Source organism: Microbacterium sp. GbtcB4 (genome assembly GCF_019091465.1).
GTDB classification, from domain to species: Bacteria; Actinomycetota; Actinomycetes; order Actinomycetales; family Microbacteriaceae; genus Microbacterium; species Microbacterium paraoxydans.
In genome coordinates, this window is sequence record NZ_JAGXJJ010000068.1 from 1 (window position 1) to 289 (window position 289).

Here is a 289-nt window from a genome sequence, read left to right on the forward strand (position 1 = left end):
TCCGCGCCGATCCGCACCCGTGTGCGGGACGCTCCCGACAGGGATGCGCTCTACTGGACGGCGGGTATGGCGGCGCTGGACTTCCTCGCCCCGGTGGTGCAGGCCCTCGGGTTGCGCCTCGTGTGCAACGAGGCGCGAGCGTGGTCCCTCCGCAACGCAGAGTACCGCGCATCGGGGAGCATCACCTTCCGCGACGGGGTGAACATCATCGCCGCGAGTGAGGAGCTCTCCCGGGACTCCGACGACTGGTTCCAGGGCGCCGTGTTCCCCAACTCGTGGGATGACGGCG

General features: G+C 69.9%; 1 protein-coding gene. It reads left to right on the forward strand.

Annotated elements, in window-relative coordinates; genetic code table 11:
• Positions 1-289 (forward strand): hypothetical protein (locus KVS71_RS17315; RefSeq protein ID WP_217585137.1); only part of this gene is annotated, 289 nt, incomplete at both ends.